This window comes from Roseivirga pacifica (assembly GCF_900111145.1).
In the GTDB taxonomy this organism is placed as follows: Bacteria; Bacteroidota; Bacteroidia; order Cytophagales; family Cyclobacteriaceae; genus Roseivirga; species Roseivirga pacifica.
The window spans coordinates 116931-132151 of the sequence record NZ_FOIR01000006.1; the positions used below are offsets into that span (position 1 = coordinate 116931).

10 protein-coding genes are annotated in these 15221 nt (G+C 42.2%); 7 read left to right on the forward strand and 3 right to left on the reverse strand.

What is annotated here, in order from left to right; all coding sequences use genetic code 11:
• Positions 1–9 precede the first annotated feature (9 nt).
• On the reverse strand, positions 10–2427 hold the full coding sequence (locus BMW98_RS20200) for an ABC transporter permease (protein ID WP_162844607.1): 2418 nt from the start codon (positions 2425–2427) through the stop codon (positions 10–12).
• A 16-nt stretch (positions 2428–2443) separates the two neighbouring features.
• Entirely contained in the window at positions 2444–4894 is a 2451-nt protein-coding gene (locus tag BMW98_RS20205) for an ABC transporter permease (RefSeq protein ID WP_090261312.1), read from the reverse strand.
• 209 nt (positions 4895–5103) lie between these two features.
• Here BMW98_RS20205 and BMW98_RS20210 point away from each other — a divergent pair, with 209 nt between their 5' ends.
• The 4 genes from BMW98_RS20210 (at position 5104) to BMW98_RS20225 (ending at position 10340) form a co-directional block, all read left to right on the forward strand.
• Positions 5104–6480, forward strand: a complete 1377-nt coding sequence (locus tag BMW98_RS20210; protein ID WP_090261314.1) for a sigma-54-dependent transcriptional regulator — start codon at positions 5104–5106, stop codon at positions 6478–6480.
• 51 nt (positions 6481–6531) lie between these two features.
• A complete protein-coding gene (locus tag BMW98_RS20215) occupies positions 6532–7002 on the forward strand; it encodes a hypothetical protein (protein WP_139177727.1) in 471 nt (156 codons plus the stop codon).
• On the forward strand, positions 7002–8333 hold the full coding sequence (locus tag BMW98_RS20220; RefSeq protein WP_090261318.1) for a sensor histidine kinase: 1332 nt from the start codon (positions 7002–7004) through the stop codon (positions 8331–8333). Before BMW98_RS20215 ends, BMW98_RS20220 begins: the two co-directional genes overlap by 1 nt.
• 111 nt (positions 8334–8444) lie before the next feature.
• Positions 8445–10340: a M61 family metallopeptidase gene (locus BMW98_RS20225; protein WP_090261320.1), complete on the forward strand. Its 1896-nt coding sequence runs from the start codon at positions 8445–8447 to the stop codon at positions 10338–10340.
• A gap of 199 nt (positions 10341–10539) precedes the next feature.
• Here BMW98_RS20225 and BMW98_RS20230 read toward each other — a convergent pair whose 3' ends face one another.
• On the reverse strand, positions 10540–11382 hold the full coding sequence (locus BMW98_RS20230; RefSeq protein WP_090261322.1) for a hypothetical protein: 843 nt from the start codon (positions 11380–11382) through the stop codon (positions 10540–10542).
• Between the two features lie 149 nt (positions 11383–11531).
• Between BMW98_RS20230 and BMW98_RS20235 the strand changes: the two genes are divergently transcribed.
• The 3 genes from BMW98_RS20235 to BMW98_RS20245 are packed head-to-tail and all read left to right on the forward strand — an operon-like array spanning position 11532 to position 15217.
• Complete coding sequence (locus tag BMW98_RS20235) at positions 11532–12695, forward strand: lycopene cyclase family protein (RefSeq protein WP_090261324.1); 1164 nt, start codon at positions 11532–11534, stop codon at positions 12693–12695.
• Positions 12696–12736: 41 nt separating this feature from the next.
• Positions 12737–14194 (forward strand): cardiolipin synthase, encoded by a 1458-nt coding sequence (cls, locus tag BMW98_RS20240; RefSeq protein ID WP_090261326.1) that lies wholly within the window; start codon positions 12737–12739, stop codon positions 14192–14194.
• Between the two features lie 3 nt (positions 14195–14197).
• The gene (locus BMW98_RS20245) at positions 14198–15217 is read left to right on the forward strand and encodes a cyanophycinase (protein WP_090261328.1); all 1020 of its coding nucleotides are present in this window, start codon (positions 14198–14200) and stop codon (positions 15215–15217) included.
• Positions 15218–15221 lie beyond the last annotated feature (4 nt).

Consider the following 15221-nt stretch of genomic DNA (forward strand, 5'->3'; position numbering starts at 1 on the left):
ATTTTGAGTTTATTCGTAGCGTAAGGTTTCAGCTGGATTGGCAAAAGCAGCCTTCAATACCTGATAAGCCACGGTAATTAAGGTGAGCGCCAGCACTATCAGCATTGGTAAAAAGAACAATCCGACCGAGACTGTGATGCGGTTGGCAAAGCCTGCCAACCAGTTTTCTATTAAGTAGTATCCTAAAGGAATGGCTACCAAAGCGGCACCAAAAAGCATTAAAAAGTACTCTTTAGTGAGTAAGTAAAACAAGCTACCAACCTTGGCACCTAGTATTTTCCTTATGCTCACTTCTTTGGAACGCTGCCCAATATTGTATAGTGAAAGACCAAACAGTCCAAGCGATGTTATCACAATAGCGAGCAACGAGAAGAAGCCAAATATGCGCCCGAAAAGCTTATCCGCTTTGTATTGTCTGTTGAAATATTCGTCTAGAAAGAAGTAGTCGAAATGACTCTCTGGAAAAACTTGACTAAAAACCGTTTGCACCTCATTGATTGTGGCCTGCATGTTTTCAGGTTTTAGCTTAATGGAGTAATAGATTACCCGATCGTGATAAGTGTAAATATGCGGTCGCACCTCCTCTTTTAAGGACTCTTGGCTAATATCTTCCACTATACCAATGAGTTTGTATGGCGCTGTTTCGTAGTAAATCGTTTTGTCGATCCAGCTTGCTAGGTCTTCCTTTCCAAGCAATTCTTCGGCAGCAGAAAGGCTTAGCACAACCGATTCATCATCCTTAAAATCCTTCGAAAACGACCTTCCATAAAGCACTTCAATATCATACAGGTCGATAAATGCCTCATCAATCGCAATGTCTTTTGCGTAAAGTGCCTTGTCATCTTCACCAGGCCCGAGGGCAATCCAGCGCATTCTAGAAATTTCATAACCCGGAATTTCACTGGAGGCGGCAATTGCTGAAACATTGCTCAGCTGATTAACCTGGTTAAGAAATGCCGGCTTGGCCGTTGATCTCTTATCGGCTTCAATAAAAGGCTTTTTCACCACCAGCGTTTGGTCAATGTTCATTCCAGGCGACTGGTTCTGGATAAACCTCATTTGCTGCTTTACTGCAAGCGTACCTAGAATAAGCACTACCGCCACCACGTATTGAAAAACCGTAAGCGACTTTCTGAGCAACAGCCCCGATTTACTCGCACGAGACCTCCCCTTTAAAACACTCGAAACTTTTTGCCCAGAGAAAAGCACCGCAGGATAAAACCCAAACAACAAGGCGCCCAATGCAAAGCTAGCCAGCAACACAAGTGTAAGCTGAATGTTTGACGCATTGAACAATTCAATCGGTATTCCGAGCAGCGCTTCGAACCACGGTTTGGTTGCTTGCAATAGGGTAAGCGCTACAATTATGGCTAAGAGGTTAATCAGAAAACCTTCGACCAAAAACTGTGCAACAAGCTGCTTTTTATAACCACCAAGTACTTTTCTAATGCCTACTTCTTTGGCCCTATCAACCAATTTTGAAGTGCTTAAATTGATGTAATTTACCCAAGCCACAATCATAATAAAGACACCAATAATGGTCAGGAACTTCACGGTTGCCTGATTGCCATTGGCTTCAAACTCAAAAGCATGGTGCGAATTCAGATGGATATCGCGCACCTGTTGCAGTTTGAATGTGATGCCTTCTTCTTTAAACCAAGCACCATCTGTATTTACAAATGCATTGTTGATCTTATCTTCAATTCCTAAAACCGAGGCATCAGGGGTGGTTTTTATGTAAGTGTAAAAATTGCCCCAACCGAAGGTACTGTCCAAGTTCCACTCTGCGGGCAGCGATTTAAACGACACCAGCAAATCGTACTTAAAGTGTGTGTTCTCGAGCAAATCATCGAATACGCCCATAACTTTTATGTCCCTTCCGTAATTCTTAAACCGAAGCATTTTGCCCACAGCAGGCTCCTCTCCAAAAAATCGCTCTTTGAAAGATTTAGAAATAACCATTTCAAACGGATGTTTCAGTGAGGCCACTCCTTCACCCTCCACCCAGTCCATTGAAAAGATGTCAATGGCATCTCCATCGGCAAAATAGCCATTAGGAATATTGAAGGTTTTATTGCTGCCCGATGGGGCATAATAGGTAAAGGCGAACGACTGAAAAATCTTGCTCGAACCTATAACTCTGGCAATTTTATCTACCTCAGGAATATTTTGCTGAATAATAGGCGTCATTCCTGGAAAAACAGAGGCGACACCATCTAGCGGATCTTCTCCCTCGGCAATCCTGTATATTCTAAATACTTGGTCAGCTTCCTTTATATGCGCATCATAGCTTTTCTCGAAGCTCACATATTTGAATATGAGCAAACAAGCGACCATGGAAAGTGACAAACCGACTACATTGATAAGAGAGAAGGCTTTTTGCTTATTAAGCTGGCGAAAGGCGAATTTGAAGTGATTGAAAAACATGCTGTTAATTTTGAGTTTACTCTTGATGTAATGCATTCACAGGGTTCGCCTTAGCCGACTTGAGTGTTTGCGAAACGATGATAAGTGCTGAAACCAATAGCACCACCACAACAGGAAGCACAAAGAACAACCAACCAATTTTAGTTTGGTAAGCGTATGAATCGAGCCACTGTTGCGCGCCCATATAAATAAGCGGTAGGCCAAGAAAATTCGCTAAAAGTATGAGCCCAATGAACTCTCTCGATAGCATATTAAGAATATCGCCAACGCTGGCTCCAAGTACCTTTCTTATGCCAATTTCCTTTGTTTTCTGAATGGCAGTGTAACCCGCCAAACCAAACAAGCCCAAGCAAGCTATGCCAATGGCCAGAGCCGAGAATAAGTTGAAGACATTGCCGAACTGCTGATCACTTTTGTACTGCTCGTTAAACAGTTCATCTACAAATCGGTACTTGAATAAATCACCTGGGAAGAATTCATCGTAAGTTGTACGAATAAAGGCTAGGGTTTCGGAAAGGTTTTGAGCCGACACCTTTACATGATAAGTATCGTTTCCGCCATTGTAGAAAGGCAAAATCAATAAAGGCTCAATGCTTTCTTTTAAAGACCTGTGATGAAAATCGCTGGCAACACCTACTATATTCCATTCTTGCCCAAAGAACACAAGCTTTTTTCCAACGGCATCCATAGGACTTTCATAACCCAGAATTTCAGCTGCTTTTTCATTAAGAATGGTGGTATTGATTAGCCTAGGGTCAGTCTTATGATCATCAGGCCTGAAAGTTCTGCCTGCCTTCATTTCAACCTCATATACATCAAAGAAACCATAATTCATTCCTAGCCTATTCAGCATATGGCCATCGGTTTCTCCCAGCCTTTTCACATTAAATGTCCGCGGCAGCCTACTACCCAAATTTGAAGTTGAAGACCCCGCAGAAGAAATATTGGCGTTCGTTGTAAGGCTGGTTAAAAATGCTTGAATGTGCGTAACAAAAGTGGTGTCCAAATCTGTGATTGAAGGCCCTTGCACCGCAACAACTTGGTCCATATTCAGGCCTAAGTTCTGGTTGCGCATAAAGTTGGTCTGCTGATAAACCAAATACGTGCCTGCAATAAGTGCCGTAGAGAGTGCAAATTGAAAGACAACCAAGCCCTTTCTCAACAGTTTACCTTTACTGCTGTTGCCAAACTCCCCTTTTAGTGTTTTGGAAGCCTGAAAACTTGAGAGTACAAATGCAGGGTAAATTCCCGATGCTATGGCGCCCACAAACAAAACCACGGCCAACCAAACATACACTGGCAGTCCGCTCAATTGCCCCACCAAGAAAGTCCATAAAGAGAGTTCTTCTTCAATAAAATGATTGAAAGGGATTTGAAGCGCCTGAATAAGCGTAATGGCAATTACCAGGGCCAAAAAGTTCATGAGCAGCGATTCCGTCAAAAACTGAAAAACCAACTGCTGTTTGGTTGCTCCCACAACCTTTCGAACCCCCACCTCTCTCGCTCTTTGCAAAGAACGAGAAGTAGTCAGGTTGATGTAGTTAACCCAAGCCATTACCAAAATAAACAGTGCAATCAATACGAGTACCCAAACCATATTACCCTCAGAGGTTTGGTGGTTTTCGTACTCATAATCAGAGTACAGATAAACGTCTTCCAAAGGCTGCAAGTGGAATTTTTCGAAAGTGCCAGTTACCTCAGTACCCCTGAAATACTTAACACTAAAATCGTCCAATTTAGCCTCAAAATCAGCTTCTCGAACGCCTTCAGCCAACTCTACATAATGAAAGTAGTCCGAGCTATTCCAGCTAAACTTGGCCGATTCGCCCCACCAATCGAAAACTGTCACCCGCGAGAGCATGGCTACAAATTGGAGGCTCGAATTCTCTGGTGGATCAGCCAAAACACCAGCTACCGCAAGGTCAATTCTAGCAGAACCCATTTGAATGGTTTCGCCTACAAAACGGCTCCAGTCATTGGTTTCGGTTTGAAATACCTTTTCAGCCATCGACTCGGTTAGTAAAACCTGTCTTGGGTTTTTAAACTGCTCTTCGGGGTTTCCAGCCAACACTTCAAAATCGAACATTTCGAAAAAGCTGGGTTCTGTTAAAAGCATATATGGCACCTCAGTTGGCACATTGTTATACAGAAAAACATTGCCCATAAAGGTGTTTACAGTGGTATAACGCAATACTTCCGGATAATCTTCGGCAAGCTGTGGCCCAACTGCTGAATAAGTGATTTGACCACGCTGAATCATTCTGTCGCCTTCAAACCGCTCATTCATTACCCTGAAAATCCTATCAGACTTAGTATGAAACTTGTCGAAGCTAAGTTGAAACACTGCGTATTGCAGGATAAATAATGCCGAAGCAATGCCTATTGACAACCCAAACAGGTTGATTAGAGAAAAAAGCCGATGCTTTCTGAAAGACCGAAATGTTGTTTTGAGATAACTTTTGAGCATAATTTCTTAATTCTGAAAACTTCTGGTAACTGTTAAATACCGCTCAGTTTATTACCACAGCCATGCCAAAAACACAAACAACTATACATCAATCAGTTACACTTATCAATTTTGACGGTTAATATTTTTCCGTACCACTATGAAACATTAACTTGTGTCAATGTGAGACAATTCATACTTTCACGACACTCGATTAACTCACTCATGGCATGTCTAACAAAATAGACGGAAAAATTTTAGTCCTAGATGACGATCAAGGCGTACTCTACACCGCCAAAATGATCCTCAAACAACATTTTGAAACTGTTGTAACCGAAGGCGACCCCAAGAAGCTCGATTTTCTCCTAAATCAAGATAAGTACGATGTAATTGTGCTCGACATGAACTTTTCCTACGGCCTTACCAGTGGTAAGGAAGGAATAAAGTTGCTAAAAAAAGTACTGGAAATCGATCCGGAAGCCCACGTTTTAATGAATACCGCCTATGGCGACATTGAGATTGCGGTAGAAGCCATGAAAGAAGGCGCTGTGGACTTTTTGGTTAAACCATGGCCTAAGGAAAAGCTTTTGGCTACTGTAAAGGCTATTTTTGACCTTTCGCGCAGCAAAAAAGAAGTTAAGGACCTAAGAGCAGGACAAAAGATTGTGCTAAATGATCAGCAGCGCAAGTATGGTGAGATCATAAGCAGCAGCCCTACCATGAAACCAGTTTTTGCTGCCATCGACAAGGTTGCTCAAACCGATGCCAATGTGCTTATACTTGGTGAAAACGGAACCGGAAAGGACCTAATCGCCAATGCAATTCATAAAAAATCTCCTCGCACAGAAGAAAACTTTATTAAGGTAGACCTAGGTGCTATTTCCGAAACACTGTTCGAATCGGAATTATTTGGCCATGTAAAAGGCGCCTTTACCGATGCACGAGAAGACAAACCCGGTCGATTTGAGTTGGCCAATAACGGCACTTTGTTTTTAGACGAAATCGGTAACCTATCATTGCCAATGCAGGCCAAACTGCTCACTACGTTGCAGTTTATGCAAGTAACTAGGGTTGGCTCCAACAAGGTAATGCATTTAAACACCCGCCTTATTTGTGCCACCAATATGCCTATTAAGGAAATGGTTGGCGACAATGAATTTAGGCAAGACCTACTCTATAGAATCAATACGGTGGAAATTCACATTCCACCTTTGCGAGAACGCAGAGAGGATATTGAACCTTTGGCGCGTCACTTTCTTAAGGTGTATGGCAAAAAGTACGGCAAAGAAAAAATGCGCCTGAACGAAACCACTGTTACCAAACTAAAGGCTTACTCTTGGCCAGGCAATGTGCGCGAACTTCAGCATGCCATTGAGCGGGCCATTATTATGGCGAACTCTCACCTATTGGCTCCAGAAGACTTTTTGCTGTTGGAAAGACCAGACCAAAATGTAATTGCGTCTGACACTTACAACATTGAGGACATGGAAAAACAGGCCATTCAAAACGCCATTCGTAATGCAGAAGGCAACCTTACCAAGGCCGCAAAAACGCTTGGCTTAGGCCGAAGCACCCTGTATCGCAAAATGACGAAATACAAACTTTGACTTTCAAATATGACGGAAGATGTATTAAATTCAACTTCCTTAAGCCTAAGTGTGAAAGTCTTATTTATCTTATTGACACTCTGTTTTAGCTCGGCACTTTTCGCGCAACAATCCATGGAAGACATGGAACGAATGATTCGCGATAGCCAAATGAATGACGAAACGAACGACTGGGTGTACTACGGCACTTTCCCGTACACCATTTCCGGTATCGATAATTCCGTAACCTCTCACCTACAAATTGAAAGTAACACTACGGTGAGAATGTATTTGGTTGCAAAAACAGACTGCTACATTTACTTTGACGTACGTGATAGCAAAGAGGCTTACGTGTTCGGTACTAAAGATGTAACCAGTTTGGAAAGTGAATTAGGCTATGGTTTTAAAGCCGCCACCTCCATTTACACTTACACCGAACCAAGCCTTATGAATATTAATTTTGGCGTACGCTGGGGTTGCAAAAACATGATTGATACCGAAATGAAGCTATTGGTTTTTTATGTGAACAAAAACGCGCAGTAATGGAGTTTAGGCGTTTTCGCTGGCATATTATTTGGCGAATTGCACTACTTCTTGTCTTGGGCTTCTCTACCATTTATGTGCTCACTCAAACACACTTTTGGCTCGTATCCATTTGGCTTACACTCGCTTTCATATTAGTCCTCATTGCCCTCATTCGTTATATCGAAAAATCCCATCGCGAGCTCAGGTACTTTCTACTTTCCATACAACAGGGCGACTTTAGCAATAGCTACCCACATAAAAAAGAAGATGAACTGAACTTTGCTTTTCACACCATAAACGATGTGCTCAAAAACCTGAGAAACGAAAAGGCATCTAACCTCATTTACCTACAAACCGTGGTAGAGCACATAAGTGTAGCCATTATTTGCTTTGACGAATCGCAGAAAATCGTACTTACCAACCGCGCATCTAAAGAGTTGTTCCAGAAAGATCTGCTCACAAGTATGAACTCCTTACTCAATATAAATGAGCAAATAAGTGAAGAAATTCTACAGTTAAACTCTGGTGAGAAAACCTTACTTAAGCTTCAGCTCAACAACCGATTGGTAAACCTTTCTATACAGGCTACAGAGTTTAAACTTCAGGAAAAAGCATTCAAGCTCGTCTCCTTTCAAGACATAAAAGCCGAGCTAGAGGCCAACGAATTAGACTCTTGGCAAAAGCTTATTCGTGTGCTTACGCACGAAATTAAGAACTCGGTTATTCCTATTTCCACGCTGTCCGATGTTATTCTTCAAATGATCAAAGATGAAGAAGGCAGCCCTGACGTTTCGCGCTTAGATGAGGAAGGGCTCGCAGATTTAATCGGAGGAATTGAAACCATAGAATCGCGTAGTAAAGGACTGGCCAACTTTGTAAAGACCTACGATCAACTAACCAAATTACCGAAACCAGCATTTGAAGAGGTAATGGTAGAACGATTGGTCGACAGGCTGCTCCAGCTTTTTAAAGCAGACTTTCAACAACAGAATATCCAGATTGAAAAGCACCTTTACTTTTCGGGCACTATTCTAATCGATCCAAACCTGATTGACCAAGTGCTAATTAACCTGTTGAAAAACGCCATTGAAGCCGTGAGTAATCAAAACGAAAGGCGACTAAACATAACGGCAAGCAAAACCGAAACATCGGTTTTTATTACCATTGCCGATAATGGGCCGGGTATTCCTACGGAGATACTAGACAACATTTTTGTTCCTTTTTATACCACCAAAGAAAAAGGAACAGGTATTGGGCTTTCGCTATCGCGGCAAATTATGCGTTTGCACAACGGCCAAATTACTGTGCAGTCAAATGCCCAAGGCACCAGTTTTAGTTTGCATTTTTAAGCCCTCCCAAACGTTATTTTCTGTTAAAGCTTTTCAAATTTCGCTACATCCAACCAACACGAGCGTTAACAATTAGTGTAGATTAGCATTCGAAAATTCAAATAACAAAGTATGAATCGATTCTTATTAAGCCTTGTTGGCCTTTGCCTTAGCATTACCCTGTTTGCCGCAAAGCCATATAAATACACGGTTGACCTTACTAAAGTGGTTGACGATAAAGTGTATGTAGAACTCAGCACTCCAAAAATTAGAGAGAACGAAGTAAAGTTCTATATGCCCAAGATTGTGCCTGGCACTTATGCCATTGCCGACTATGGTCGCATGGTTTCCGACCTAAAAGCTTTCGACAAAAGGGATAACCCAATTGCTGTTGAAAGACTTGACGACAACACTTGGTTAATTAAAGACGCCAGAAAACTAAGAAAGCTCTCTTATTGGGTGGAAGACACCTACGACACAGAAAAAGAAGGTCCAGAGATTTTTCAGCCTGCCGGAACAAACATTGAAGACGATAAGAACTTCGTGATAAACACCAGTGGCTTCTTCGGTTATTTCGAGGGCATGAAGAAAGAAGAGTTTGAGATAAATGTAGTGCGTAAAAATGGTTTCTACGGTGCTACTGGTCTGAAAGCATCGAACAACCCACCAATGTTGGGCAAATTGGAAATTGAAGTAAGCGCACCAAATGTTGGCGTAGATCAGTTTGTAGTGAATGATTACGACCGTTTAATCGACTCACCACTAATGTACAGCAAAGCCGATACGGCCATCATTAAAGTAGCCAATACCGATGTTTTGGTGGCAAGTTATTCGCCAAATAAAAAGATTACAGCTAAAGAAATTGCCTCGAGCATTGAAGAAGTATTAGCTGCGCAAAATGAGTTTTTGGGTGGAAAACTACCGGTAGACAAGTACGCTTTCATCTTCTATTTTACTGATGAGCCAATACTTTCTTACGGTGCTTTGGAGCATTCTTATAGTTCTTTTTACTACATGCCGGAGTCAACCATTGAGCAAATGAACCAACAATTGCGCGACTTTGCTGCCCATGAGTTCTTTCATATTGTAACACCTTTAAACATTCACTCTGAGGAAATCGGAAGTTTCGATTTTAACGCGCCAAAGATGTCGCGCCACCTGTGGATGTATGAGGGTATGACTGAGTACTTTGCTGGTAGCGTTCAGGTAAAGTATGGCTTGGTTACTCCTGAGGAGTACTTAGGCATGCTTACAGAAAAATTGGTGATCGCAAAGCAGTTTAAAGATGAGCTTCCATTTACTGAGCTCAGCCTTGGTGCGCTCGATGAGTATGCAGATCAATATTACAACGTTTATCAAAAAGGCGCGCTCATTGGCATGGCCCTCGACATTAAGTTGCGAGAGCTATCAAATGGAGCATATGGCGTACAAAACATGATGGCCGATTTGTCTGAAGAATACGGCATTGATAAATCATTTAAGGACGATGAACTGTTTGCGGAAATTGTTGCCCTTACCTATCCTGAAATTGGTGAGTTTTTAAACACTTATGTGGCCGGTTCAACATCAATTCCTTACAAAGAAATATTTGAAAAAGTAGGTGTGGAAATGACCAACAATGGCACCCAAAAACAATGGAGCATGGGCTTTGGGCAAACCAATATTTCGGTAGTTCAGCACAACGGAGAGCAGCGCTTGGCCATTGCTAACGATGGCAGTCTTAACAGCTTAGGTCAAGCACTTGGCTTGAAAAATGGAGATATTGTATTGAAAATGAATGGCATTGCAATGCCTCCACTCGGCCCAGAGATTCAGGCATTTTTATCAGAACAAGCTCAAATGTTGCCTGAACTAGAAACCTTTACTTACACTGTACTTAGAGAGGTAGACGGTGAAAAGCAAGAAGTGAAACTTAGCGCTCCGAACAAGCAAGTTGATGTGCCTACTCCTGTTGGTTTACGCTTTATGGAAAACCCAACCGAAGCGCAATTGAAGCTTAGAAAGTACTGGCTGGAACCGGCTAATTAAGCGAAGCCCAAAATCAAAAAAGAGGCTGTCTCAAAAGCCAACTATTTTCGTCATTCTCAGCCTGCCTGCGTCAGGCAGGCTTGACTGGGAATCTCTTTCAGGCTTTAGACATAGCTTGAGGAGATTCCCGATCGGTGTCGGGAATGACGTGTAGCTTTTGAGACAGCCTCTTTTTTGTTAGTTATCATTTGTAAGAAGCCTACTCAAGCTCCTCTTCCCTACGCACGGCATCGTTATTAGGGCTGTTATTTTTATCGCCTTCAGGAGTCTCTTCTTCTTTGTTCTTTTTCTTCTTTTTGAACAAACCAAAAATCCCTTTTTTAGTGCTTGTAGAATCGGCTGCTAAAGAATCTAACTGAGCCTGCTGCATTTTAAGAGAGTCTTCGGCTGACATTTTTGGAGCTTCTCGCAGTCTTAAAAAGTACTCGCCATAGCGCTTGTTGTATTGCTCTTGTTCTACATTGAACTTACCTCGCAACAAGGGCGAATATTGCGCTTGGATTGGTGGCGGTAATGCGTTCATCTCTTCCATTAACACACGATAACGGGCCGTATCTACAACATGCGCCACAATGCTGTCGTAGCGCTTGGTATCAAAATGTACAATATCCATTTCAATTTGATCGAGCTTGTAGAACGGACGCTTTTTAGTGATTCTGTCGAACAAGTAAGGATTTTCAAGTACGGGTCTTTCTTTACCATTGAACACCCTGGCTATTAGCCCCTCTTTTATGCGGTTTTCGTACTCAAAACCAAATTTCTCTTGCGAGTGTACCCTACCCTTTTGCACCCTAAAGCCTTTGCCTTTAGTGCCATCTACAAACTTGCGCATTAGAGAGTCGCCATCCTCCACATTATACTTAAAACCGTATGGCCGCTTGGGTACAAACGTACCGTCTACCTCCACAAAAAGGGAGTATGCTTCTCGCTGTTTGTTCTCGTCCAGAATAAAAGCACTCTGGTAAGCAGGGCAAATAGTTTGCACCGCACAAGAAGACAGCAAACAAGCAAGCAGTAAGCAAGCAGTGGTTGTTTTGGCCATTTTCAGTCCCTATAACGGGGGTTCAAATTTAATATTTTTAGTCAGAAGCCTTCTTTCAATTGATTGAAGCTTCTTTTTTTTAATTTCAACAGCATAACACAAAAACAATTCAATGCTGAATTGGATTTAGTTAGAGTCTCAAAAGTAAAATGAAAGCGTTCGACTATATAATTGCCGGAGGTGGCGTGGCGGGATTAACCCTGTCTTACTTGTTGTTGGCGCCCGAATATAGGCAAAAATCTGTATTACTTATTGATAGACAGGCTAAAACTGATAACGACAAGACTTTTTGCTTTTGGGAGAAAGGAGAAAATCTGTTCGAAAACTTGGTAAGCAAAACATGGCCGCGCGCTCAAGTAAAAGGTACCGAGTTTAACAAAAGCTACGATTTGGCACCCTACAAATACAAAATGGTAAGAAGTGCCGATTTCTACACTTTTATCTATAAACAAATAGCCGATGCTCCAAACTTCACTGTAGTTCAAGAAGAGGTGCAAGCCATTTTTGACAACGGAAAAGTTAAAACTGCACGCCAAACTTACACAGGTCAATATGTTTTCGATAGTACACTTAACTATCAAACGAAAAGGCTTTACACTCCAAACACCCTACTACAGCACTTTAAAGGCCTAGTAATTGAAACCAAGGAGCCGGTATTCAATGCAGATGAAGTCACCTATATGGACTTTTCTATTCCGCAAGAAGGCGACTGCCGCTTTGGGTATATACTGCCCTTCTCCGAAAACAAAGCACTGATAGAATACACTATATTTAATCAGTTTCTGCTCGATGATTCCGAATATGACAAACAACTAGAAAGCTATCTGAGAAAGCTGAAAATTACAGATTACGAGGTACTAGAAACTGAAACTGGCGTAATTCCCATGAGCGATTACCCCTTCTCTGTTAAACGCAGCAAACAGGTTTTCCAAATTGGCATTAAGGGCGGTTTTGCCAAAGCCAGTACCGGCTACAGTTTTTTGCGCACACAAAGAATACTGAAAAAATTAGCCCAAAACCTCAAAGAAGGGAAATCTCCAAATGCAGATTTACCATTACAGAAAAAGCGCTTTAAAAACTACGATGCTACACTGCTAAGAGTGCTCGCCAGCGGCCAATTCACTGGCGAAGAGATTTTTACTGAACTATTCAAGAAAAACGGAATGCATTTGATGTTCAAGTTTTTGGATGAGGAAACCACAGTGGCCGAAGAACTAAAAATAATGTCTACCACTCCAATCAAATCGTTTGCCAAAGCATTTGTAAACAGCCTTGCTGCCAAACCAAAAGCGCACTCGAAATTCTTAAGCTAACAAAAGCGCTTTTTGCTGCCCAATAAAACCTATATTTAACCATGCTGGAACTTTGGCATACAGTTTCACCGGTTCTGATTCCCATATATTATGTGGGCATTTTTTTCGTGGTTATTAATATGCTGTTGGAAAACCGCAACCCGCTAAAAATGCATAGTTACCTGCTATTGCTGCTTTTGTTACCGGTTGCCGGGCTCATTATTTACCTGTTTTTTGGTCAAAACCAGCGCAAGCGAAAAATATTTGAAAAGCGTAGGCTCATCAACCAAGCTTTTGGAGACTCATATTTGGCCGAATACATTGATCGATCTGAACGTATTCCTGTCCCCATTGAAGAATCGCCTTTAGCACAATACGAAAAGGTGATTCGTTTTTTGAGCAAAGACCTTTCACCCCTAAGTCAAAATAACAAGGTAGAAATCCTCAAAAACGGTGAGGAAAAATTTCCGAAAGTAATGGAAGCCGTGCGCAATGCAAGGCACCACATTCATTTAGAATACTACATTTTTTCGGACGATACAGTAGGCGACCCGCTGGCCGACTTATTATTAGAAAAAGTAAAGGAAGGCGTTAAAGTTCGGCTAATTGTTGACGGTGTTGGCTCATTGGGGCTCAAAAAATCCTTCTTTAATAAAATGCGGAAAGGTGGCGTGCAGATTTACGAATTCATGCCGGTGCTATTTCCTTCTTTTACCAGTAAAATCAACTACCGAAATCACCGTAAGATCATTGTTATCGATGGGCATATTGGCTTTACCGGTGGCATCAATTTCAACGATCGATATATCAACAACGGCACGCACCCACTCTACTGGCGCGACACACACTTAAGGCTTGAAGGCGAAGTAGTAAAAACCCTGCAATTCCTGTTTTTACTCAATTGGCAGTTTGTAAGCAACGAAGAACTCAAAGCTGACGAAAACTATTTTCCTGACTTTACACAAACCGGAAACTCATTTGCCCAAGTAAATGCCAGCGGCCCCGACTGGGAGTTAGAAAGCATAATGGACTCTTTCTTGCTCGCCATAAATGCGGCCCAGCGCAGGGTACGCATTGCCACACCTTACTTTATCCCTACAGAGAGCATAATGGACGCGCTGGTTACGGCAGCAAAAGCCGACATTGAAATAGAGCTGATGATTCCTCGCGAATCGGACTCTTGGATAGTACAAGCAGCATCAATGTCATACATCAAAGTATTATTGGCTGCCGGAATTAAGGTCTTTCTTTACCAAAAAGGCTTTTTACACTCCAAGGTGATTATGGTGGATGATAATTTTGCCTCGGTGGGTTCCGCGAATATGGACTATCGCAGCTTCGACCTTAACCATGAGGTGAACACCTATTTATATGAAAAAGCACTGGTTGAAATTCTGATCGATCAGTTTGAAGCAGACAAAGCCGACTGTGCCCAAGTAGATGCCAAAAGATGGGTAAACCGAAGTGTACCACAAAAACTAAAAGAGTCTATTTGCAGACTCTTAGCCCCACTACTTTAACCTATGAAAAAGCTCTTGTTCATCGTGCTGCTGATTTGCAGCTATACCGCCATTGCACAAAACACGCCATACACCTCCTACTTTACCGGCAATGCAACCGACAAGGTGGTTACTCCAAACTTTGGCATTACCATGATGGGTGGCCGAACTGAACATACTGAGGCCATGCAATGGTTTATCAATAAAGCCAATGGCGGAGATGTGTTGGTTCTCAGGGCTTCTGGCAGCGATGGCTACAATAATTACCTCTTCAACGAACTCGGCATAGAGGTCAACTCTGTTGAGTCGATTGTGGTGAAAACTGCAGAAGCTGCAAACCATCCTTATGTCATAAAAAAGATACAACAGGCCGAGGCTATTTGGCTAGCCGGAGGCGACCAATACAACTACATTTCCGTTTGGGGTAATTCTCCGATGAAACAAGCCCTGCAAGACCATATAAGTGTAAAGAAAGGTGCCATTGGCGGTACTAGCGCAGGTATGGCCGTATTAGGCGAATGGTATTTTAGTGCAAAAAATGGCTCCGTAACATCAGAGGAAGCACTTAAAAATCCATATGATGAGCGGGTACAGTTGGGCAATAACTTTCTACAAGTGCCTTTTTTGCAAAACACTATTACCGATACCCATTACGCAGACAGAAACAGACAAGGCAGACACGCCACTTTTATGGCACGAATAACTCACCAAACGGAACAGCCTGCATTTGGTATAGCCTGCGATGAATACACGGCAGTTTGCATTGGCTCTAACGGCATAGCTCACATTTTTGGCCGTAAGGCGGAAATGGACAATGCAATTTATTTTATCAAAACCCAAGGCACTCAGCCCGAGCAAATTTCAAAAGACCAACCACTTACATGGAACCACAACAATAGCGCTCTATTGATATACAAAGTAATTACCGACCGTAGCGGAAGTGCAATGTTTAACCTTAAGGATTGGCAAACAGCTAATGGCGGCCAATGGGTTAATTGGTATGTGAAAAAAGGCCAATGGTTTGAGGTAGAACAAAAAGATTAATAAG

Coding starts and splice junctions, on each gene's coding strand:
- BMW98_RS20220 (WP_090261318.1), top strand. CDS start 7,002: ATGGAGTTTAGGCGTTTTCGCTGGCATATTATTTGGCGAATTGCACTA.
- BMW98_RS20230 (WP_090261322.1), bottom strand. CDS start 11,382: ATGGCCAAAACAACCACTGCTTGCTTACTGCTTGCTTGTTTGCTGTCT.
- BMW98_RS20200 (WP_162844607.1), bottom strand. CDS start 2,427: ATGTTTTTCAATCACTTCAAATTCGCCTTTCGCCAGCTTAATAAGCAA.
- BMW98_RS20225 (WP_090261320.1), top strand. CDS start 8,445: ATGAATCGATTCTTATTAAGCCTTGTTGGCCTTTGCCTTAGCATTACC.
- BMW98_RS20205 (WP_090261312.1), bottom strand. CDS start 4,894: ATGCTCAAAAGTTATCTCAAAACAACATTTCGGTCTTTCAGAAAGCAT.
- BMW98_RS20210 (WP_090261314.1), top strand. CDS start 5,104: ATGTCTAACAAAATAGACGGAAAAATTTTAGTCCTAGATGACGATCAA.
- BMW98_RS20245 (WP_090261328.1), top strand. CDS start 14,198: ATGAAAAAGCTCTTGTTCATCGTGCTGCTGATTTGCAGCTATACCGCC.
- cls (WP_090261326.1), top strand. CDS start 12,737: ATGCTGGAACTTTGGCATACAGTTTCACCGGTTCTGATTCCCATATAT.
- BMW98_RS20235 (WP_090261324.1), top strand. CDS start 11,532: ATGAAAGCGTTCGACTATATAATTGCCGGAGGTGGCGTGGCGGGATTA.